18 protein-coding genes are annotated in these 21157 nt (G+C 67.5%); 17 read left to right on the top strand and 1 reads right to left on the bottom strand.

Annotated features, from left to right (window positions below; all coding sequences use genetic code 11):
- Positions 1 to 397 precede the first annotated feature (397 nt).
- Positions 398 to 2938 (bottom strand): thiamine pyrophosphate-binding protein, encoded by a 2541-nt coding sequence (locus tag ABT297_RS07165; RefSeq protein ID WP_502885515.1) that lies wholly within the window; start codon positions 2936 to 2938, stop codon positions 398 to 400.
- Between ABT297_RS07165 and ABT297_RS07160 the strand changes: the two genes are divergently transcribed.
- From ABT297_RS07160 to ABT297_RS07080, 17 genes are all read left to right on the top strand, one after another.
- Complete coding sequence (locus ABT297_RS07160) at positions 2914 to 4125, top strand: CaiB/BaiF CoA transferase family protein (protein WP_350545676.1); 1212 nt, start codon at positions 2914 to 2916, stop codon at positions 4123 to 4125. The genes ABT297_RS07165 and ABT297_RS07160 overlap by 25 nt on opposite strands.
- 8 nt (positions 4126 to 4133) lie before the next feature.
- Positions 4134 to 5057, top strand: a complete 924-nt coding sequence (locus ABT297_RS07155) for a hydroxymethylglutaryl-CoA lyase (RefSeq protein ID WP_350545674.1) — start codon at positions 4134 to 4136, stop codon at positions 5055 to 5057.
- A gap of 74 nt (positions 5058 to 5131) precedes the next feature.
- The gene (locus tag ABT297_RS07150; RefSeq protein WP_350545671.1) at positions 5132 to 6025 is read left to right on the top strand and encodes a branched-chain amino acid ABC transporter permease; all 894 of its coding nucleotides are present in this window, start codon (positions 5132 to 5134) and stop codon (positions 6023 to 6025) included.
- Positions 6022 to 7122, top strand: coding sequence for a branched-chain amino acid ABC transporter permease (locus ABT297_RS07145; RefSeq protein WP_350545669.1), 1101 nt, complete (start codon positions 6022 to 6024; stop codon positions 7120 to 7122). Before ABT297_RS07150 ends, ABT297_RS07145 begins: the two co-directional genes overlap by 4 nt.
- A 14-nt stretch (positions 7123 to 7136) precedes the next feature.
- A complete protein-coding gene (locus ABT297_RS07140) occupies positions 7137 to 8402 on the top strand; it encodes an ABC transporter substrate-binding protein (RefSeq protein ID WP_350545667.1) in 1266 nt (421 codons plus the stop codon).
- A 68-nt stretch (positions 8403 to 8470) separates the two neighbouring features.
- Positions 8471 to 9199, top strand: coding sequence for an ABC transporter ATP-binding protein (locus tag ABT297_RS07135; protein WP_350545664.1), 729 nt, complete (start codon positions 8471 to 8473; stop codon positions 9197 to 9199).
- A 41-nt stretch (positions 9200 to 9240) separates the two neighbouring features.
- Positions 9241 to 9999 carry an ABC transporter ATP-binding protein gene (locus ABT297_RS07130; RefSeq protein WP_350545663.1) on the top strand — a complete coding sequence of 253 codons (759 nt, stop codon included), beginning with the start codon at positions 9241 to 9243 and terminating at the stop codon, positions 9997 to 9999.
- A gap of 21 nt (positions 10000 to 10020) precedes the next feature.
- Positions 10021 to 10803: an SDR family NAD(P)-dependent oxidoreductase gene (locus tag ABT297_RS07125; protein ID WP_350545660.1), complete on the top strand. Its 783-nt coding sequence runs from the start codon at positions 10021 to 10023 to the stop codon at positions 10801 to 10803.
- A gap of 239 nt (positions 10804 to 11042) precedes the next feature.
- Entirely contained in the window at positions 11043 to 11912 is an 870-nt protein-coding gene (locus ABT297_RS07120) for an ABC transporter ATP-binding protein (RefSeq protein ID WP_350545659.1), read from the top strand.
- 267 nt (positions 11913 to 12179) lie between these two features.
- Positions 12180 to 13004, top strand: coding sequence for an ABC transporter substrate-binding protein (locus tag ABT297_RS07115; RefSeq protein ID WP_350545656.1), 825 nt, complete (start codon positions 12180 to 12182; stop codon positions 13002 to 13004).
- 135 nt (positions 13005 to 13139) lie between these two features.
- Positions 13140 to 13865: an ABC transporter permease gene (locus ABT297_RS07110; protein WP_350545654.1), complete on the top strand. Its 726-nt coding sequence runs from the start codon at positions 13140 to 13142 to the stop codon at positions 13863 to 13865.
- A 69-nt stretch (positions 13866 to 13934) separates the two neighbouring features.
- On the top strand, positions 13935 to 15191 hold the full coding sequence (locus tag ABT297_RS07105; protein WP_350545651.1) for a cytochrome P450: 1257 nt from the start codon (positions 13935 to 13937) through the stop codon (positions 15189 to 15191).
- Positions 15192 to 15537: 346 nt separating this feature from the next.
- Positions 15538 to 16794, top strand: a complete 1257-nt coding sequence (locus ABT297_RS07100) for an FAD-dependent oxidoreductase (RefSeq protein ID WP_350545650.1) — start codon at positions 15538 to 15540, stop codon at positions 16792 to 16794.
- Positions 16791 to 17696 carry a fumarylacetoacetate hydrolase family protein gene (locus ABT297_RS07095; RefSeq protein ID WP_350545647.1) on the top strand — a complete coding sequence of 302 codons (906 nt, stop codon included), beginning with the start codon at positions 16791 to 16793 and terminating at the stop codon, positions 17694 to 17696. The genes ABT297_RS07100 and ABT297_RS07095 overlap by 4 nt, the downstream gene beginning before the upstream one ends.
- A gap of 40 nt (positions 17697 to 17736) precedes the next feature.
- On the top strand, positions 17737 to 18735 hold the full coding sequence (locus tag ABT297_RS07090) for an amidohydrolase family protein (RefSeq protein ID WP_350545645.1): 999 nt from the start codon (positions 17737 to 17739) through the stop codon (positions 18733 to 18735).
- Complete coding sequence (locus ABT297_RS07085; RefSeq protein WP_350545643.1) at positions 18732 to 19976, top strand: cytochrome P450; 1245 nt, start codon at positions 18732 to 18734, stop codon at positions 19974 to 19976. The genes ABT297_RS07090 and ABT297_RS07085 overlap by 4 nt, the downstream gene beginning before the upstream one ends.
- The gene (locus tag ABT297_RS07080) at positions 19957 to 21153 is read left to right on the top strand and encodes a 3,4-dihydroxy-2-butanone-4-phosphate synthase (RefSeq protein WP_350545640.1); all 1197 of its coding nucleotides are present in this window, start codon (positions 19957 to 19959) and stop codon (positions 21151 to 21153) included. Before ABT297_RS07085 ends, ABT297_RS07080 begins: the two co-directional genes overlap by 20 nt.
- Positions 21154 to 21157: the final 4 nt, after the last annotated feature.

Genomic DNA, 21157 nt, shown 5'->3' with positions numbered 1-21157 from the left:
GCGGAGGTCCTCGGCGGGGCAACTGGTGGCGATGACACGTGTTCCAACGCTTGCCTTTCGTGGAGCAATGCTCGTCGGCCGCCCGGGTCAGCGACCACGAAAAATATCGATGATGACGAGTATGCTGTGCGACCGGCAAGGTGTGAACATCCCGTGACCGCTCGACGAAACCCGAGTACCGTGCATAATCGCCGAGTGCGGATACGGGGATTCGTCGAGGCTGACTGGCATGGGGTGTGGCCGATCGTGCGCGAGGTCGTGCGGTCGGAGGAGACGTTTACGTACGACCCTCATATGACCGCCCAGCAGGCCCACGATGTCTGGGTCGAGACACCGCCCGGGTGGGCCTGCACGTCATGTACCGCGCCTTTGGCCGGGCCGGGTGATGCTCGGCGGCTCAGTCGACGAGGTCCAGTGCGGCGGCGACAATCGAGGAAGCGTCTATGCCGTGGTATCGGTATATGTCGGCGAGGTCACCGCTCTGTCCGAAGCGACTGACGCCGAGGTGAGCCGCCGCAACCCTGTGCATGCCGGCGAGAAATGCCAGGGTATGAGGGTGTCCGTCGAGGACGGTGACCATCGCGACGGCGCGGTCTGCCGGGAATACCGCATCGAGTATCCAGGTCGGCGCCGTGGCGAGTCCGCGTCGCGCCTGCGACGCTTCGAACAGGAGCCCGGGACTGGTAACGCACACCACGTCGGCGGAGAAGCCGAGCCGGTCAAGGCGATCGGCCGCCTCGAGGATCTCGGGCAGCACCGCGCCCATGCCCACCAGCGTCAGCGCGGGCCGGTCGCTTCGCCGCAACGCGTATGCTCCGGCGACCACCTGTCGCCGGCGGCGCTCACGCGCGGCCGGGTCGACGGGAACCGCCGCGAGCGCCTGATCCACGCGGCGTGTGGAGAGCCGGAGGTAGGCTGACCGGCCGCCTTCCTTGCCCAGGGCGCCCAGGGCCGCGAGCAGGCACCACTCGGTGTCCTGCATGAACGCGGGCTCCCAGGTCACGCAGCCGGGCTGCTCCAGGCCGATCGACGGTGTCGTGATGGACTGATGCGCGCCACCTTCCGCGGAGAGCGTCACACCGGACGGCGTACCGACAAGAATCGACTGACCGCCGGCGTACATCCCGAATGACCATGGTTCGAGCGCCCGCCCGACGAAACAGTCGTAGAGCACGCCGATGGGCAAGAGCGGCTCGTGCCATCGACTCCAGGTCGCACCGAGCTCGCCGATGAGCCCGACGAGGTTGACCTCGGCGATGCCGAGCTCGATGTGTTGGCCCGTCGGCTGCTCACGCCAGTGCAGCATGGTCTGGGCATCGTCGGAGAACCAGTCGGGGCGCGCCTGGGTGGACCACACGCCCACCTTGTTCACCCATCCGCCGAGGTTCGTGCTCGAGCTGACATCCGGGCTGACGGTGACGATGCGCCGGCCGACGTCGGGTGCGGCCCGCTTGAGATCGAGTAGCACGCGACCCAGCGCCGCCTGTGTGTTGCCGACGCCCGTCGGCGTTCGCCCGAGTTCGGTCGGGACGTTGACGGCCGCAGGTGGCGGGAGCTCCGGCCGGCGCAGGCGCTCTGCCGCGGCGGCGCACAGCCGGCCGGGTGCCGAGGCGGGATCGAACGCTTCCCAGGGCCTGGCGGGATCGATGCCGAGGCGTGCGGCAAGGTCGGACATCTGGTCCGCCGTCAGCAGGGCCGAGTGGTTCTGCGGGTGCCCTTCGCTGGCCAGCCGGTATCCCTTGAGGGTGTAGGCAAGGATGATCGTCGGACGTGAGTCGTCGATGCGGTCGAACGCGTCCAGGATCGCCTCGAGGTCGTGACCGCCGAGATTGCGCAACGCGCGCGCGAGTTCATCGTCATCGACATCGGACAGCAGTGTTGTGATCGACGTGGCGTCAGGACCGTGGCCCGGCAGGAGATCGCGGAGACGCTCGATCGGATGCCGGAGCAGGCGTTGGTATTCGGCGTTGCTCATCTCGTCGATGCGCCGCCGCAGGGCGGCTCCTTCCCGGCGGGCGAAGAGGTCGTGGAGCAGCCGCCCGTACTTGATGGTGATGACCTGCCAGCCCGCGCCGGAGAACATCTGCTCGAGACGGCCGGCGCCGAGCGTAGGCACGACGCGATCGAGCGACTGCCGGTTGAGGTCGACGATCCAGACGATTTCACCGAGGTCTGCGACCATAGGGTCCAGAACGGCCTCCCATACGGCTCCCTCGTCCAGCTCGGCGTCGCCGACCAGGGAGAACTGCCGTCCAGAGCCGCCGGCGCCGAACTGACCGTTGAGATAGCGACGCGCCACCGCGCCCCACGTCGGTGCGGTCGCGCCGATACCGACGGAGCCTGTCGAGTAGTCGGCCGGGTATGGGTCTTTGAGCCGGCTCGGGTAGCTCTGCAGGCCACCGAACGCGCGCAGCGAGGTGAGGTGCGACGAGTCGATCTGCCCCAGCAGGAACTCGATCGCGTGGAGCGCTGGTGAGGCGTGCGGCTTGACCGACACGCGATCCTCCGCCTGAAGTTCGTGCAGCCACAGCGCGGTCATGAGCGTCGCCATCGAGGCGCTGCTGGCCTGGTGACCCCCGACCTTCATGCCCGATGGGTTCGGACGTCCGTGGTTGGCGTGGTCGACCATCGCGGTGGCAAGCCAGAGCACCCGGTCCTCGATCTGCCGCAGCAGGTCGAGGTCGGGGCGGATGTGGCCGCACGCCCGGTCCAGACGCTGTGAGCCCGGATGCCTCATGTCGCCGTCAATCGTCGTCACGGCAACCCACGAAAGCAGACGGCAGGCGTCGGGGGCAAGGTCACCAGCAAAGTTGATCTCGAAAGATTCTCCACAGCGGAACAATGTTGCGGACGCTGGATGGCGGATGTACCGTCGGTGACGCCAGAACGACCGGCGAAGCACGAAGGAGACCAGTGTCTGAATCGGCTGGTAGCGCACTGACCGGGCTCCGCGTCATCGAGATCAGTAACCTCGTCGCAGGGCCGTTCGCCGCGCGCTTGCTCGGCGACCATGGCGCGGACGTGATCAAGGTGGAGCTGCCTGGCGCGCCGGACCCCCTGCGCTCGTGGGGGCAATACCACCGGGCGGAACGTGGCTACTTCTGGACGGTGCACGCCCGCAACAAGCGGTGCATAACGCTCGACGTTCGGCGGGAGCCAGGCCGGCAGCTCTTCCTGGATCTGGTGCGCCGGGCGGACGTCGTCATCGAAAGCTTCCGGCCTGGAACGCTCGAGCGCTGGAATCTCGGATACGACGAGCTCAAGCTGGCGAATCCCAAGGTCATCCTTGCGCGGGTCTCCGGCTACGGCCAGACCGGGCCCTTCGCACACCGTGTCGGGTATGCCAGCATCGCCGAGGCCCACGCCGGTCTGCGCTCCATCAACGGCTACCCAGACCAGCCGCCGGTCCGTATGGCGTTGTCCATCGGGGACTCGATGGCGGGCATGTTCGCCGTCCACGGGATCCTCGCCGCATTGCATGCGCGGAGCCGGACGGGTGAAGGGCAGGTGGTCGACGTGGCGCTCACCGACGCGTGCCTGGCGCTGACCGAGTCGATGATTCCGGACTACGACCAGGGCGCCGTCATCCGCCAGCCGGGCGGTACCCGCCTCGACAAGAATGCCCCCTCGAACATCTACCAGGCGGCCAACGGGCAATGGGTGGTCATTGCCGCCAACCAGGATTCGCTGTTCCGCCGCCTGTGCGCGGCGATGGGCTCACCCGAGCTCGCGGACGATGAACGGTTCGCCACCCACACCGCGCGGGGCGAGAACCAGGACGAGCTCGATGAGCTCATCGCGCGCTGGGCGCGGGGACACGAGCCGGCCGAACTGGTGAAGACCCTGGACGAGGCGGGTGTTGCGTGCGCACTCATCGCCACGGCGGCCGATGTGGTCGCCGACCCGCAGTTTCTCGCGCGCGAGATGGTTCTTCCGCACCATGACGAAGGGTTCGATGTCGACGTTCTGGGCCCTGGTGTCGTCCCGAAGCTCTCCGCTACGGCGGGTGTCGTGCGCTGGGCCGGCCCGCCGGCACCCGGCTCGCACAACGACGAGGTTTTCGGTGTGCTCCTGGGCCTTACGCCGGAACGTGTTGCGCGTCTGGTCGCGCAGCGCGTGATCTGAGGAGAGTCATGCGTTGGTCAGATCTGCAAGCGGTCCGGCTCGACGTGCGGGAGGTCGGCCTTCGAGACGGTCTGCAGATTGAGTCGCCCGTTCCACTCGAGGCGAAGCTGCGACTGGTCGAGGCGATCGTCGCCACGGGAGTTCGCCGCGTCGAAGCGACGTCGTTCGTGTCGCCACGCGCCGTGCCGGCGCTCGCCGACGCGGCGCAGCTCGCCGAGCAGCTGCATCGCTGGCCCGGCATTCATTGGTCGGCACTGATCGCCAACCCCCGCGGAGCTCAACGTAGCGTTGCGGCGGGCATCACCAACGTCGAGTATGTCATCTCCGCATCGGACGGTCACAGCATCGCGAATGCGGGGAAGAAGACGAGTGAGGCCCTCGCGGCTACGAGCGAGGTATGTGCGCGGATCCATGAGGCCGGTGGGACCGTGGAGGTCATCGTCGCCACCGCGTGGGACTGCCCGTTCGACGGGCCGACACCCCCGCAGCGCCTCGTCGACATCGTGGCCGCCGCCGTCGCTGCCGGAGCGGACGCGATCAGTCTGGCGGACACGATCGGCACCGTGACACCGGCCCGGCTCGCGGCAGCGGTATCCGATGTCGGCCGGCTTGTCCGGCCCGACCAGATTGGACTGCACCTGCATGACACCCGGGGGAGCGGTCAAGTGAACGTGCTGGCCGGGGTGCTGGCGGGCGTCCGGAAGTTCGATGCCTCTGTTGGCGGGCTCGGCGGGTGTCCGTTCGCTCCGGGCGCCAGCGGGAACATCGCCACGGAGGAGCTGGCGTACTGGACGCAGGGCTCGCCGATGGACAGCGGTATCGACGTCGATCGTGCGGTCGAGGCGGCTGCGGTGGCCCAGGACGTCGTCGGGCGCCCGCTGCCCGGTTCGCTGCTGCGCGCCGGCGGCAGAAGCCGGCCACTTCGTGGATGACGTTGGCATCTAGGCACGTTCCGCAAGATGGTATATCGTTCGGATCTCCGGAACGAGGATAGGAGGTGTACAACATGCAACTAGGGCAGGCGTTGGCGGGTGGCCTGTTCGTGGGCGCCATCTACGCCTTGATCGCGAGCGGCTACGTCCTGGTCTATCGCACCGCTCGGACGCTGAACTTCTCCCAAGGCGCCCTCCTGCTGCTCGGCGGATACGTGACCTACGCCCTCACCCGCGAGCCGTTCAACCAACCGTTCGCCGCAGCATTGGTCGAGGCGGCGGTGGTGGTCGCGGCGGTCGGCTGGATCCTCTACCGGGTCATCGCCGTGCCGCTGTACAACTCGGGCGTCTACGCCGTCATCATGGCCACCTTCGGCGCCGATGTGGCGATTCGCGCCGGCATATCGAGCAACAGCGACTGGTCACTGCATACCGTGGCGATCACCCATGATCTTGCCGGATCGGTCAGGATCGGTGGCACGTACGTCGCGACGGCTTCCATCGTCTCCGTCATCGTCGTCGGCGCCATTCTCGTCGCACTTGGTGCCGCCGTCCGGTGGACGCGATGGGGCCTCTTCATGCGTGCCGCCGCCTCAGATGTCGAGGCGGCTGAGGCGCAGGGAATCTCAGTGCGCCGCAACCTGGCCATCGCGTGGGTGGTCGCGGGAGCATTCGCCGCGATCGCCGGAGTGCTCGTGTCGACCGGCGCCGGCCATGCCCTGAGCCAGGAGAACTACGGCTGGGCGCTGCGTGCCTTTCCCGCGGTCGTGCTCGGCGGTGTCGACTCGCTGTCCGGCGCGCTGGTCGGCGGCCTTGTCATCGGTCTGGCGGAATCCCTGACGGCGTTGTACCAACCGGAGTCGTTCGGAACAGGGTTCGACCTGATCGTGCCGTACCTCATCATGATCGTCGTTTTGATCATCCGGCCCGAGGGTCTGCTCGGTCGCCGAGAGGTTGTGCGGGTGTGACCGGGCCGGCCGGGTCGTCGAGTGAGTCCCGCGGTGCCGAGGTGCCAGCGCCCTTGCCGACATTGGTCAACGCACGGATTTCGCGTCGCCGGCCAGGCGCACCGCTCACCGGCTGGCTGTCACTGGCGGTCGCGCTGGCGGTGGTCGCCGCAACGGCGAACGACACCGTGTTGCGAACGGCGACGACCGTGGCCATGTTCGCGATCGCGGCGCATGGACTCAACGTCCTGTTCGGCTACTGCCGGGTCATCTCACTCGGTGCCTCGGCATTCGTCGGTGTGGGCGCGTACGCCTGTGCCTACCTCAGTGCCCAGCAAGGCGTCCCGTTCGTCCTCGCGGTGGTGCTGGCCATGGTTTGCTCCGCAGTGCTCGGCCTGGTCATCGCACCGATAGCCGCGCGTCTCAAAGACTTCTATCTCGGTCTGGCCACGCTCGGCCTCGTGTTCGTCATGCAGTACGTGTTCACGAACTGGGTGTCCGTCACCGGAGGTATCTCAGGCGCTCAGCCCGGCCCGCGCGAGATCGGCGGGCTCTCGTTGGACAACCCGTTGCGGTACTTCGTGTTCACCGCCGTCGCGCTGCTGCTCGTGACCGCGGTGACCACCAACCTTTCTCGCTCTCGTTCCGGGCGAGCGATGCGCGTGCTGGCGAACTCGCCGACGACCGCCCGGGTTCTCGGTGTCTCTCCGGCGCGCTACCGGACCTACGCGTTCGTGTACTCGTCCGCCCTCGCCGGGCTCACGGGGGCGCTGTTGGCGGGCCATCAGGGATACGTCGGCTACGAGCAGTTCGGCCTCACGATCTCGGTGCAGCTGATCGCGGCCGTTGTGATCGGCGGACTCGGCTCCAGCCTCGGCGCGGTCGTCGGAACGGCGATCGTGTATGGCATCTCAGAGATCATTCTCGCGTTCGGCGCGTATCTGCCGCTCGTGTCCGCCTCTGGGACCGGCGATGGGCTGGCACCGAGCGCGGCGGCCGACCTCGTCTACGGCCTGCTGCTCATCGTCGTGCTCACGTTTGAACCGCAGGGTCTCGTCGGCCTTGTCCGCCGCTTCTCACGGCCTGTCTCCCGAGCCCGCTCCCGGGCGGTCTCGTAAGCAAGGAGGAACATATGAGGATCCTCAGACTGCCCGGCGGCCTGGCGGTAGCTGTCGTGGCGATGCTCACCGCAGCCTGCTCCGGTGCGACCGGGGCGGGAAACAACACCGTCGACACCGCCAGTGCGGCCTGCCAGTCCAGCATGGGCGTCACCGCCAACACCATCAAGCTCGGTGTGCTCACCGCGCTGTCCGGTCCCTATGCCTCTTCCGGCGTGAACATCTCACAGGTCAACCAGGCCTTCTGGGCCTACGTGAACGACCACGGCGGCATCGACGGGCGCAAGGTGGAGCTCGAGATCCGCGACAACCAGTTCAATGCTCAGCAGGCGATCCAGCAGTACAAGAACATCGCCGGAAACGTGTTCGCCGTCGCCAGCTCCCTGGGCTCACCGGCGAACAACGCGCTCGGTCCGCAGGCCGCGAAGGACTGCATGGTGGTCATGTCACCGGGCGGCGGGACCTCCGCGACGACGCCGACGGTCTTCGCCACGTACACGCCGTACGAGTACGAGGCCATCAACATGCTCGACTGGTACCGCAAACAGCCCGGCAAAGAGAAGGCCCGTGTCGCCGTGGTCTACCAGGACGACGCGCTCGGCAAGCCGGCGCTCGCCGCGATCCAGTACGCGACCCCGAAGCTCGGATTGGAGCTCGTCGCGACAGTCCCGATCACCGGCACCGAGCAGAACTTCTCCGGGCAGGTCGCGAAACTGCAGGCGGCGCGCCCGGACGTCATCTACGTCGCTGGGACCTACATCGCGGCGAACGGCATCGTGGGCCAGGCTGACAGCACGGGCAACACCGACTGGGAGTACCTGGTGCACGGGTCGGCGGTGTCGAACGACTATCTCAAGCTGCCCACCGCCAAGACGTTCGAAACCCGGGTGTTCGCGGTGGACTGTGTGCCCGTCTACGCCAGCGGCCTGCCGGAGGCGAAGACCGCCGGAGACATCATCCACGCCGCGTTCCCCACGCTCGCACTGGGCGACATCGCGGGGTTGACCGCCTGGGTCGGATTGGACGAGTTGTACCAGGCCCTCCAGGCGGCATCGAAGGCCAACAAACTCACCCGCGAAGGGCTGCTGGAGACGGTCCGGACGCTCAGGGTCCGGTCGAAGGTGGTGCCGACCGACTACGCGTTCGGTTCCATTCCCGGCATTCCCAACGCCCCCTACGGCGCGTCAGGCGTGATGCAGCTGTCATCGTCCACGCCGGGTGGCTGGAGGATCGTCGCCCCGTTCGAACAGTCGCCGGTCGCCGCCGGGTTCAAGCCCTGAACGCACGGCCGGGCGCGAATGAGGCCGAGATGGGGTCAACAGTGTTGAGTCTCGACGGAGTTTCGGTTGTGTACCGTCACGGAGCCACAGCGTTGCAGGGCCTGTCGCTGCGGGTCGACAGCGGTGAAGTCGTCGCCGTCCTGGGCCCCAACGGCGCCGGCAAGACCACGATGCTGCGGGCGGCGACGGGACTGCTGCCGCTGTACGGTGCGCGCCTCACCCGCGGCGACATCCGCTTCCGCGGCGGATCGATCGTACGCAGATCTGCGAAGTCGCTGGTGAGCGACGGTATCGCCCAGGTCATGGAGGGGCGACGCCTGTTCAAGGACCTCACGGTCGAAGAGAATCTGCTCACCGGGGCGGCGACAACGGCCGGGCGGGCGCGCCGGCGGCAGCTCGTCGCCGACATCATGCGGGAGATCGTGCCCGATGACATCGACCCGCGACGCATCGCCGGCCTGCTCTCCGGCGGGCAGCAACAGTTGGTCGCGATCGGACGAGCGCTCATGGCGCAGCCCGCACTGCTCGTCCTGGACGAGCCGAGCCTCGGACTCGCACCGGTCGCGCTCACGCGCGTCCGCGAGGTCCTCAAGCGCGTGGTCGATACGGGAATGACGATGCTCCTGGTGGAGCAGGACGCTGCGCTCGCACTGGCGCTCGCCCAGCGCGTGTATGTGATGCAGGCGGGCGCAGTGGTGTTCGAGGGCACCCCTGACGAGCTGCGGACGAACTCCGATCTGGCCGCGCTCTATCTCGGCGGGCGCGTGGCTCGCCGGCGCGAGGCGGTGGATCAGTGAACCCGCCCGAACAGCCGCCGTGGTTCCTGCACGGCGAGCACGTGTCGCTGTCGTTCGGCGGCATACAGGTGCTCGAGGACGTGAGCTTCACACTCGGCCATCAGCAGGTGCTCGGGATCGTCGGCCCGAACGGCGCCGGCAAGACCTCGCTGCTCAACGTGATCTCCCGCATCTACGAGCCGTCCGCGGGCACCATACAGATCCGGGCTGCGGATGGCGGGTATCTGGACCTGCTGAAGCTGCCTGCCACCCAACTGGCCCGATACGGCGTGGCGCGCACATTCCAGAACATCGAGATAACCCCTGGTCTCTCCGTTCTGGACAATGTACTGACCGGGCGACATCACCTCGAACGGACGACGTTCGTCGAGGACATGCTGTGGTTCGGGCGGACCCGTCGCGCTGACCGGGTCGCCCGTGAGCAGTGTCGCGAGGTGCTCGACCTCGTTGGACTCTCGCGGGTCGCGGCGGCACCGGTGACCACGCTGCCGTACGGCGTGCGCAAGCGCGTCGAGCTGGCGCGCGCGCTGGCCATGCAGCCCAGGCTGTTGCTGCTCGATGAGCCCGCGGCGGGGCTGAACACGCACGAGACCGACGAGATCGCCGCCGCGATCGAGGCGGTCCAGCAGGCGCGGATCTGTTCGCAGATGCTCATCGAGCATGACATGGGGCTCGTGGCGTCCGTGTGCGACCAGGTGCTGGTCCTCAACTACGGACGAACGATCGTACAAGCCGACCCCCACACCGTTACGTCCCATCCTGAGGTCGTCGCCGCCTACCTTGGCCCATCGACGCCGTGATGGATTGAGGAGGCATGAGCGTTGACACAGGAGGCGTCCGGGCAACGCACAAGACGGTTGGCCGGAAAGGTTTGCGTCATCACCGGCACCGCCGGCGGCCAGGGCCAGGCCGCCGCGGTGGCCTTTGCCCGCGAGGGCGCGATCGTGGTAGGCAGTGACCTGCGGCGAAATGACGACACCGTGGCGCGGGTGCGCGCGGCCGGCGGAACCATCGTCGCGCTCGACGGATGCGATCTGACCACTTCCTCGGCCGCCCAGGCACTGGTCGACCTGGCGGTGGACGAGTTCGGACGAGTTGACGTGCTCTACTGCAACGCCGCGAAGGCGACCTTCGCGTGGTTCGACGACATGACGCCGGACATGTTCTGGACGTGCCTCCGGCAGGAGCTCGACCCGGTACTGCTTCCCTGCAAGGCGGTGTGGCCGGTGATGAAGGCCGCCGGACGGGGCTCGATCATCTGCACCGCCTCCCTGGGGGCCGCCCGCGTTCTCGAGCCTCTGCCTGGTTTGGCGCACTCGTCGGCGAAGGCCGCGGTCGTCGCCTTTGCTCGGCAGCTGGCGTTCGAGGGTGCGAGGTTTGGTGTCCGGGTCAACTCGATCTCGCCGGGTGTGGTGGCGACCCCCGCGACCGAAGCTCGTCTCGCCGACCCGCAATGGCGTGAAGGCATGATGCGCCTGCACATGCTGCCTCGCCTCGGCACGGTGGACGATGTCGCAGCGGCTGCGTTGTTCCTTGCCTCGGATGAGTCGAGCTGGGTTACCGCGAGCGACCTTGCGGTCGATGGGGGTTCGTCCGGGCTGTAGCCCCCGTACAGCGAACCTTCTGGCCATGTTCCACTCAGCGGAACACTGTAGCGCACTGCGTGACAACCTGTTAATGTCCGGGAAACTTGGTCTTTACAAACGGGCCCGGCCCGTGACCTGGGAGCAGCGGCCATCGTCGGTCGGTTGCGAGAGGCGGATTGCGTGTACACATCGAACGAATCAATGGACCAGGGCCGAGCGACGCGTCGGGCTGTGGCGTCATGAGTGCGCCACAGCCCGTGCGTGATGCGGTGTCGAACGTCGGCGGCGACGCGGACGTCCCGGAGAACACCCCGCGCGTCCGCGCACGCGACCTCTCGGTCGCGTACACCGGGCAAGGCAAGGGCGACGACCAGTTCGTTGCCGTCGCGAGCGCGACCTTTGACATTCACCGGTCGGAGATGGTGTGCATCGTCGGACCGAGCGGATGTGGCAAGACGACCGTACTCAATGCCATCGCGGGCCTCATGCCGTACCGCAGCGGCTTGCTCGAGGTGGACGGCCGGCCGGTCAAGGGAACGGGACGAGACCGCGCCGTGGTGTTCCAGAAGGCGGCCCTGCTGCCGTGGATCACGGTCGAGGACAATGTCGCATACGGCCTGCGTTCATACGGCGTCAAGAAGGGGCCGGCTCGCGAGCGCGCCGCCGAGATGCTCGAGATGGTCGGGCTTCAGGACTTCGCCAAGTCCTACCCATATCAGCTTTCCGGCGGCATGCAACAGCGTGTCAACCTGGCCCGCGCGCTGGCCGCGGATCCCAACATTCTGCTGTTTGACGAACCGTTCGCGTCGGTGGACGCCCAGACCCGCGAGACACTGCAATCCGAGTTGCTTCGCATCTGGACCGGATCGCACAAGGCCGGGCTGTTCATCACGCACCAGATCGACGAGGCGGTGCTGCTGGGCAACCGCGTCGTGGTCAGCAGCCGGGGGCCGGCGTCGACCATCTCGGCCACGATTGACATCGACATCCCGTGGCCCCGCACGCGCGACTCGAAGCTCCATCCGAATTTTGGCGGCTACGTCGAGCAGATCTGGGCGCTGCTATCTGGGCGCAGTCCCGCCGGCGAAGGCGCTACCGGCGGCGAACATCATCGCGCGTTGACCTGATCACTTCTCATCCCTAGCCCCTTCTTCCTCTCAGGAGCACTTGCGATGACGCAAGGACCACGGATAGCGGCCTCGGCGCGCGGCACGGCCCCGCCCAGCCGCCGGATGTCTCGAATGACGAAAGCGGCACTGCTGGCGGTGGTGGCGCCACTTGCGCTGGCCGCGTGCGGCTCAGACTCCGGTTCCACGACCGGTGACTCGGTTACAGGCAGCCCGGTCACCGTGAACTTCGCGTATACCGGCGCGGTTCCGCCCTACGCACCGGAGATGCTGATCGCCAACGATCCAGGCATGTGCGCGCAGTACGGCGTCAAGCCGGTCCTCACGATCCTGCAGACGCCGGTCGCCTCGCCGGCCCTGGTCTCGGGCCAAGTCGACATGGTCGTGAGCGCGGAGTTCCTCCAGACGGCGGCCAAACAGCCCGGTAGCACGACCGCATTGGGCCGCATCCCCACAGTTCCCCTGCACCTCTACGGGGGCAAAGAGATCAACTCGATCGCCGGCCTCAAGGGCAAGACCGTCGGTGCGTCAACCAAGGGGTCTCTGGCCGACCTGGTGCTACGCCAGACCTTCAAGGACAACGGCATGACGGTGGGCACCGACGTCGAGATCACGTACGCCGGATCGTCCAACGCTCTCGTGGGCCTCGCCGCCTCGGGCGCGATCCAGGCGTTCATCTACAACCCGCCCCTGCCGGAGGTGGCGGCCAAGGCGGGCGTCCATGAGATTGCGAAGCTCGACGGCCATCCCAATGTCGACCCGCTGGGCTTCTCGGTCTTCAGCGTGAACACCAAGTTCCTCAAGGCCAACCGGCAGGCCGTCAGCGGGATGTTGCGGTGCATCGGTGACGCGATGAACAAGGTGAAGAGCGACCCGGAAGCTGCCGGTGCGCTCCTGGCCAAGGCCGCGAGCCAGACTCCCGAGGCGGCCACGGCGCAGGTGAAGGAGAACATGCAGGCGTACGCCATGCTCCCGTTCAAGCCGGAAGAGGCGAAGATCATCATGTCGGCGCTGGAGGCGGCTGGGATCTACCAGTTCGGCACCTTCGATCCTGCCACCGTGATCGACAACACGCTCTTGACGAGCAGTTAGATACGGACAGACAGCATGGCGATTCAGACTGCACCCACCGCTCGGGAGAGCGCGAGCCCGACCCCGCCAGAAGCACCCTGGCGGAGCTGGCTGCGCCGGTCTTACCAGCGCAACGACCGAGTCATTCTCGGCTCCGTGACAGTCATCGTGCTGCTCGCTGCGTGGCAGCTGCTCGCGGACACCAACATTGCCAACAAGGCGTTCAGCAGTTCGCCGCGCCTCGTCTGGCTGTCACTGGTCGACTACTTCAAGCCGGGGGGTACCGGCTGGGGTGACCTTGCCGTAAGCGGTAAGGAGTTCCTGTACGGCTTCGGCATCTCCGTTGGGGTCGGTGTCCCGGTCGGCCTGCTGATGGGCTGGTACCGGATCATCGACGCGGTGTCGAACCCGGTGCTGATATTCCTCAACATCGCTCCCCGCATCGCGATCGCGCCGCTGTTCGTGATCTGGTTCGGGATCGGCACGGCATCGAAGGTCTGGGTAGTCGTCATCAGCGCGATCGTTCCCATCATCACGAGTGCCCGAGCCGGCGTCGTCACGCTGGAGCGGTCCCTGGTGGCCATGTCGCGGTCGTACGGCTCGTCGGACCTGCGGGTGCTACGGACGGTCGTGCTCCCGGCCGCGGTGCCGGCGATCAGTTCCGGCATGCGGCTCGGCATCGGGCAGGCGTGGCTGGGCGTGGTCCTGGCCGAGTACATCGCATCCACGAAGGGCCTCGGATTCGTCGTGGTGACCTCGGCGGCGAACCTCAATACGGATCGTCTCTTCGTCGAGGTCGTGGTGATCTCCGCTCTTGGCCTGCTCGCTACGACGATCGTGGCCCGGGTGGAGAAGTACATGGATCGTTGGCGTACGAGCTAGCGGCTCGGCGTCACGCATGGCCGGTTCGCGGTGCGCAGCGCCGCGAACCGGCGGAACGGAGGTTCACGCATGGCTGTCGACACACCCCCGGATGCGGTGCCGCACCTGAACTACGACCCCTTCAGCCTCCCGCAACGCGACCACCCGTATCCGGTGTGGAGCGCGATGCGGGACGAGGCTCCTGTGCTGTGGAGCGATGTCGTCAACGCGTGGGTGGTGACGCGCTACGCGGACGCGGTTCGCATCATCGCTGACACCGAAACCTTCCGCAACGAGGGATCGACCCGATCGTTGGCGACACCGCCGCGCGAGGTGAGCGACGTGCTCGCGACCGGGCTGCCTCGCGACGAGCTGCGGTCCACACAGGACCTTGACGGGCCTGAGCACGCCCGTATCAGGAAGTTCCTCGCGGCAATTCTCACGCCGCGCCGCATCGGCGGTCTTGCCCCGCGTGCCCGGGAAATCGCCGACGACCTGCTCGCGCCGATGGTTGAGCGGGGAGGCGGCGACTTCGTTGCCGACTTCGCGTACCGACTTCCGTTGGCGTTGATCACACAGCTGCTCGGCATCCCCGAAGAGGACGGCGAACGACTGCACCACTGGAGTACGCAGAAGATGGCGCTGCAGTGGGGCCGGCTCGACCCGCAGGACCATGTCCGGGCCGCGCAGGACTACGTCGACTTCCAGAACTACCTCGTCGACCTGGTCCAGCGTCGCAGGGCCGAGCCCACCGGCGATGTCGTCTCGGCGTTCACCCAGCTGCGCATGCCTGATGAGCGACCGCTGACCGATACGGAGATCGTCGGCCAGATGATGGGGCTGATCGCCGCTGGACACGAGACGACGACGAACTTCCTCGGCCTTACGATGTGGCGCCTTCTCGAGAACCGAGAGGTGTGGCGAAGTGTCTGCGCGAACCCTTCGCTGATTCCCGGTTTGGTGGAGGAAGGGCTACGGCTCGAGTCGCCTGCCGGAATCTGGCGTCGCACAAGCAGGGCGGTCACGCTGCATGGCACGGAGATCCCCGCAGGGGCGCGTGTCCAGGTACTGCTGCCCGCGGCCAACCGCGACACGGACGCATTCCCTTCCGCTGACGTTCTCGACGTACACCGCGGACCGGAACATCCTCACCTCGCGTTCGGCCGAGGCATCCACTACTGCATCGGCGCCGGGCTTGCGCGGATCGAAGGCAAGGCCGCTTTCGAGTCGCTCGTCACCGCAGCGCCAGGGATTCGGCTCGCGGAAGGCTTCGTCGCCCACTTCAAGCCGAATGCCTCCCAGCGGTATTTGGAGTGCCTTACCGTCGAGATCGGCTCGCCGCAGTAGCCTGACCGCTCTCGCCGACGACACGACTGCAGCACGGCTACTGAGACCGGCTGCCCGGTCTCTGGTCATCGTGGATCCAGTCCAGGGGTAGGCAGTTGCCAATGCCGGGCAAGCCGACGAGCGCGTTTCGCCGGCGTCGCGTGCGTTGACAGTACATGTGAACACTGGCATAGTCGATTCCGCTAGGTCGAAGACTGATCCGTAGAGAAGAACACCACCTTGGACGTCCATCTGACGTCCGGTTCCCCGCCACGACGGAGCTGGTTGGGCCAATCCGCGCTGCGCAGTCTGAAGGCGGCGTGATGTCAACCGCAGGTACAGGCCTCGAGGCAGATCGGGTTGGAAAGTGAGCAGAAGCAAAACGACTCCGGTGATCATCGTCGGAGGCGGCATCGGCGGTCTGTCCACGGCGCTGGCGCTCAGCCTGCGTGGACGGCCGGTCCACGTGATCGAGAGAGCGCCCGAGTTCGGTGAGATCGGTGCGGGGATTCAGCTCGCGCCGAACGCGCTGCACGTGCTGGCCGAACTCGGCGTTCTGGATCGAGCGCTGCAGGATGTCGTCTACCCAGAGTGTGCCCTGCTGATGGATGCCCTGACCGGCGAGCGGATCGCCGAGCTCGACTTCGGGTCGGAGTTTCGGCGTCGCTACGGCCAACCCTATGTCGTGACGCACCGGGGCGACCTGCTCGCGGCTCTCGTGGATGGATGCCGGGCTCGTTCCGACCTCATCACGTTGGAGACGGGAAAGACCGTGATCGACGTGACCGTCGTCGACGGCCGGGGACGGGTGGAGTGCACCGACGGCTCGGTGTACGAAGCCCCGCTCGTGGTCGGCGCGGACGGGCTCTGGTCGGTCGTGCGCGGTTTCGTGCTGCGGGACGGCCCGCCGCGCTGTACCGGCGACGTGGCCTACCGGGGCGCCGTTCCGATCGACCTCGTTCCGAACGCGAGTGCCGAGCGGGCGACCATGACCTGGTGGATCGGGCCGAAAATGCATCTGGTGCAGTACCCGGTGCGTCGCGGCGAGTTGTTCAACCAGGTCGGTGTGTTCACCAGCGACCGCTTCGACGCCGATGCTGACCCGATGAGCCAGGACTGGGGAACGCCGCTGGAACTGGACCTGCGATTCGACAGGATGGTCGAGCGGGTCCGGACGTCGGCGGCCTTGCTCAACCGGGACATGCGGTGGCCGTTGTTCGATCGCAGGCCGGCCACGACGTGGACGCGCGGTCCGATAACCCTGGTTGGTGACGCCGCCCATCCGATGCTGCAGTACCTCGCCCAAGGCGGATGTCAAGCACTCGAGGACGCGGCGGCCCTGGGCCGCGGCATCCAGCTTCACGGCAACGATCTGGGCGCGGCGCTCGCCTACTACGAACGCGAGCGCATCGAACGGGCGAGTAAGGCGCAGGTGTGGGCCAGGCGCGTCGGTGAGATCGTGCACGGTGACGGGCTGCTCGCTCTGCTGCGCAATGCTCTGCTCTCATCGTTGCCGCCGACGGACCTCCGCTACGTGGACTGGCTCTACGCCGGAGGGTCGCGCCGAGACTCCGTCGTCGTTCCTGGCCTCACGGTCCCCTCGCCGAGCGCGAGTCGCGCATGAGACTTGTCAGCTACGCCGGCACGTCGGTCGGTCTTGTCATCGACGAACGTGTACACCGGCTCGACGATCTCCTGGCCGAACACGGGTGGGCTCGCGGTGAGCTCAGCGCGATGCGCTATCTCATCGCGCATTGGGACGCGCTCGTGCCCGCGATGCGCGCCTACCGGGACGAGTCGCCGCGTCCGCTTGCCGAATGCCGGCTCGACCCGCCCGTGCCCGACCCAACCAAGATCATCGCGGCGCCCGTGAACTACGCGGACCACCGTGCCGAGATGGAGGTCACCTCGACGGTCGCGGATCTTGGCATCTTCCTGAAGGCGCCGTCGTCGCTCATCGGTCCGGGCGCGAGCATCGAGCTGCCGTACCACGACCGCCGGTTCGATCAGGAGGGCGAGCTCGCGCTGATCATCGGCCGGACAGCGCGCCACGTGCCGCCGCAGCACGCACTCGACTACGTCTTCGGCTACACCGGCCTGCTCGACATCACGATGCGAGGCGGTGAGGACCGCTCCACCCGCAAGTCGTTCGACACCTTCACCCCCATGGGGCCGTGGATCGTGACGGCGGACGAGTTCGGCGCGCCGTCGGACGTATCGCTCGTGTGCGCGGTGTCGGGTGGCGTCAGGCAGGAGGCCAACACGGTCGACCTCATCTGGGACGTGCCCAAGCTCGTGGCGTACGCCTCGGCGGTGATGACGCTGTCTCCCGGCGACATCATCACGACCGGAACGCCTGCCGGGGTCGGCCCGATCGTGGCCGGCGACACGATCGACCTGGACTTGTCGGGCATCGGGACGCTGTCGGTCGGGGTGACCACGAGCCGGCACGCGACCGGCTCGGCGACCCGCGGCGCCGGAAATGGGCCTGAACCGCCGCCGCCCACAGTCCTGCGTCGGCTATGACCATGCCTTCCGGGTTCAACGACGAAGCAACGGAGCAGCCATGGCGACATCCCAGAACAGCCAAGGTCGGATAGACACCCATCAGCACTTCATCCCGCCGGTCTGGGCGTCTTACCTGGACAGGAAGGGGTATCTGGAGAGCCGGAACACACCCCGGCCGGTCTGGTCGCCGCAGGCGGCGCTGCACACGCTCGACCGGCTCGCGATTTCGACCGCGATCGTCTCCGTCTCGCGTCCCGGGATCTATCTGGGCAGCGTGAGCGACGCTCGGTCGTTGGCGGTGGACATCAACGATTTCGCAGCCGCTCTGAAGCGTGAGTTCCCGGGACGGTTCGGCTTCTTCGGCGTCGTGCCCTTCCCCGATGTCGACGCCAGCCTGGCCGAGGCGGAGCGCTGTCTCGACCAGCTTGGAGCCAGCGGCATCGTCCTGCTCACCAACGTCGCGGGACACTACCTCGGCGACCCGGTCTACGACCCGCTGCTGCAGGAGCTCGACCGGCGGGGGAGTGTGCTGTTCGTCCATCCCACAATGCCGCCGGTCGAGCTGGTCGCGGGGATCCCGCCGTTCGTCGTCGACTTCCTGCTCGACACGACCCGGGCCGCCATCAACATGGTGCGTGCCGGTGTGCCTCGGCGGTACAAAAATCTGAGGATCATCCTGTCCCACGGTGGAGGCTTTGTGCCCTACGTGGCCGAGCGGATCGCGCAGGTACAGCCCGCCGAGCCCGGTCAGGAACGGGATCCGGAAGCGATGATGGCAGGCCTGCGCAGCTTCTACTTCGACACGGCACTGACCGGGGGCGGCCCCACCCTCTCGGCGTTGCGCGAGTTCGCCGGCGCCGACAAGGTGCTCTTCGGCAGCGACTGGCCCTACGCGCCAGGGACCTCGGCCGAGTACTTCACCGACCTTCTCGACAAGAGTGTCAGCGCGGACGATGCCGCAGCGATCAACCGCGGGAACGCCGTCCGGTTGTTCCCCGAGTTCGACCGTGCGCGGATTGAGCCGCCGACGATTCGCATGAATGAGAGCAGCACATGAGCGTCCCGAGCACCGACCCGCCCCACGGCTACAACCCCTTCGACCGCGACCATGCGAACAACCCTCATGCCGTCTGGGAGCAGGCGCGCTCAGCGTGTCCGGTCATGTGGAGCGATTCGCTCAACGCCTGGGTCGTCACGGACTACCGGACGGCCCGGTCGGTGATCGCCGATCCCGCCACCTTCGTGAACCAGGGCGCCACCGCACCGGTGACGCCACCGCCGCCGCCCGTCGTCGAGATCCTCGCGGCAGGTGTCCCGGCCAGTGACATCCGGCCCACGGTCACCCGCGACGGCGAGGACCACGACCGGATCCGCCGATTCCTGGTCAGCGTGCTGACGCCGCGCTACATCGCGGCGCTCGAGCCGAAGATCCGTGGTCTTGCCGACCGGCTCGTGGACGAACTGCCCGCGGACGGGCGTGCCGACTTCGTCAATGCCTTCGCCTACCGCCTTCCGCTCGAAGTCGTGCTCGACCTGTTCGGCATCTCCGGCGTGTCAGGTGCGCAGATCCACGAGTGGACGACGCATGCGATGAGCATGTTCTGGGGCACGTTCACGCTTGAGGAGCACCTGGTCGCGGCGCGCGGATACGTCGACTTTCAGCAGTTCCTGGCCGAGACGGTGCGACAGGCCCGCACCCGTGGCGGCGACGACGTCGTTTCGCGCCTGGTGGACCTCGACATCGGCGGGGACGCGCCGCTGACCGACGGGGAGCTGGTAGGCCTGCTGCTGGGACTGCTCTCGGCCGGTCACGAGACGTCCATGAACCTGATCTCGCTCACGATGCTGCAGGCCCTGCGGAGCCCGTCCATCTGGCAGCGCATGATCGACGATCCGAGCCTCATCCCGGCCGTGGTCGAGGAAGGTCTGCGCTTCGAGTCCCCGGCGCACAGCATCTGGCGCAAGGCGGCCGCGGACACTGAGCTGGGCGGACGTGCCATCGCCGCGGGGCAGCGGCTCTCGGTGGTCGTCGGGTCGGCCAACCGTGACCCGGCCGCGTTCGACCACCCATCCGAGTTCGATCCGGACCGCACCTTCGCCGTACCGCATCTCGCCTTCGGACGCGGCGTGCACTTCTGCGTCGGCGCACCGCTCGCCAGGCTCGAGGCGCGGGTGGCGTTCGAGGTCCTGACCCAACGCCTGCCGAGCCTGCGTCTCCAGCCCGGGTTCACGCCGTCCTACCGCCCCAATTCCGTCCAGCGTTTCCTCGAGCGCCTCGATGTCGAGTGGGACGGCTGAGGACCGCGCTCGCCTGGCGGCCCAGCGGGTAGCCGCCGGCGAGTGTGTCGTGATCGAGGCCGCGAACAGGGTCGACTGCGGCTACCTGATGCTGGCGGCGGAATGCGCCACACCGGGCGGCGTGGCCCTGATGGTCCGTCACACCTCCGGGTTTCTCCGTGTCGCGCTGACGCAGGACATCGCGTACCGGCTGGATCTGCCGATGATGGCGGCTCCGGACGCCCACCCTCCGTCCCGCCTGTTCACGGTGACCGTTGACGCCTCGCACGGCATAGACACAGGAATCAGTGCCGCCGACCGGGCCCACACCGCTCGCGTGCTGGCCTCGCCCACCAGCGCACCGGACGACCTGCGTCGCCCAGGGCATCTGGTACCCCTGTGCACAGCCGCCGGCGGCGTGCTGGAACGTCCCGGGTTCGCGGAGGCCGCAGCCGACCTCGCGCGGGCTGCCGGGCTCGCGCCGGTGGCGATGCTGGGCGAGGTGGTCACCGATACCGGCGAGCTCGCCGACAAGGCCGCGCTGGACGAACTGTGCCGCACACACGGGCTCGCTCGGGTGTCGCTCGACGATGTCATCGCCGAGCGTCGCCGGGCCTCGCTGGCCGTTGTCGCCCGATACGAACGGAGTCTGGCTGCCGGCAGGTGCGTCGAGGTGCTCGTGGCGGATCATCGCGGCGACACCGATCATCGGGCGTACGTGTTCGGCGATCTCGACGATGGTCGCGACGTGTCTGTCTACGTGCATCGTGCGTGCGTCAGCGGCGACGTGTTCGGCTCGGCCGACTGCGCGTGCGGGCAGATGCTGCGCGACGACCTCGCGGCGTTGTCCGCCGCGGGCCGGGGAGTCCTCGTCTATGTTGGCGGGGCGCGTCACCGTGCGGGCCGGGCCTGCGACGCGCAGCGTCAGTTCCGCGCCGACATGGCGCGCTATGCGGCCGCCATCCCGCCGGCGGCCGGGCCGACTGGCGCGATGTCCACGTCCGCTGACTCCGCGGCTTCCATGGGCCATCAGTCGGCGACAGCGCTGACCTACGGCGTTGCCGCGGATGTACTCAAGCTGATCGGCGTGCGACGTGTCCGGATGCCTCGCTTCGAGCGTGGTGCCGTGGACGAGGCGCGAAGCCGGGGCCTGGCCGGGGCCGAAGAGACGAATCGCTTGTACCGCTGTGAGGAATAGTGTT

The sequence above is a fragment of the Dactylosporangium sp. NPDC000555 genome (genome assembly GCF_040300025.1).
In the GTDB taxonomy this organism is placed as follows: Bacteria; Actinomycetota; Actinomycetes; order Mycobacteriales; family Micromonosporaceae; genus Dactylosporangium.
This window is presented reverse-complemented; position numbering and strand designations above follow the sequence as displayed.